Origin of the sequence: Flavobacterium sp. LMO6 (assembly GCF_009495795.1) — a bacterium.
Lineage (GTDB): Bacteria > Bacteroidota > Bacteroidia > Flavobacteriales > Flavobacteriaceae > Flavobacterium.
Genome location: NZ_WIBH01000042.1, coordinates 1 through 1248, shown reverse-complemented (window position 1 = coordinate 1248; position 1248 = coordinate 1). Strand labels below are relative to the sequence as shown.

Genomic DNA, 1248 nt, shown 5'->3' with positions numbered 1-1248 from the left:
TACCTACACATTTACTCCAGCAGGTCCAATAGTTGGAGCAGGAGGAGTAATTTCAAGTATGACCATCGGAACAAGTTATACAGTTATAGCTGCTAATGGCGGATGTTCTTCATTGGCTTCAGTTAATTTTAGTAATAGTGCGCAATTACCTCCTTTGCAAGGAACAATTTCTGGTACAAATAATTCTACATGTTCTGTTTCTCCTATTTGTGTCCCAACAGGAACTAACGTTGTTATTAATGAAGTTATGCATTGGCCATCGGGTGGACAAGGTTTAATAGGTACAGGGAGAGAATATATTGAATTATATAATCCAACATGTTCTCCAATTGATATTTCTTGTTTCATTTTAGGAACTCGATCTGCTCCAGATTCTAATCCTACCGGACCTTTACAAACAGGAGGGAGTATTATTATTCCATCAGGAACAATTTTACAGCCAAAATCTCATTATGTAATAGGTACAAGTTCAACTTCTTCTAATCTTTTATCGGTTGATTTCAAAACAGATTTGAATTTATCCAATTATTGTTCGACAGGTAATTTTGTGATGCCTAATGGAGATGGATGGTTGGCTTTGTATAATTCTTCAGGTACAGCAATTGATGCTTTATATTGGACAGTAGGTGTAAATCAATCAACTAAAATCACAACACCTGATGATGATTTTAATGATAGACCTTGTATTCCTAGCTCTGTAGGTTCTTGTACAACAACGGGTATTACACTTCTTTCTGCTAATGAAATATATATTTTTAATCCTATATTGATGAATTATGTAGGAATTTCAACTCCAAATCCTTTAGCTCCAACAAATCTAACATTTAGTCGTATTCCAGACGGTGGAGTTTGGCAAGGTCAAACTGTAGGTACCATCGATACTAATAATTGCAATAATGGGGTGTGTGACACTAATGCTGTTTCTTCATGTGATGGAACTGCAACTGTAACACCAATTAATGGTATTGGTCCATTTAATTATTTATGGAACACAGCAGCCGGTAATCAAATTACTCAAACAGCTACAGGACTTTGTGCGGGTGATTATTCTGTCATAGTAACTGATACGGCAAATGGTTGTCAACAAACTTTTAATGTTACCATTTCTAATAATCCGCTCAATACTCCAACGATCAACTCAGTAACGGCAACTTGTTCATCAGATGGAAGTTCAATAATATCAAATTATGATGCATCAAATACCTATGTATTCACACCAGCAGGTCCAATAGTAGGCGCAGCAGGAGT

At 36.1% G+C, this 1248-nt stretch carries 1 protein-coding gene; it reads left to right on the top strand.

Features of this window, described 5'->3' with window-relative positions:
* The coding region (locus GFJ99_RS13245; RefSeq protein ID WP_162524032.1) for a lamin tail domain-containing protein at window positions 1-1248 on the top strand (1248 nt) is incomplete at both ends.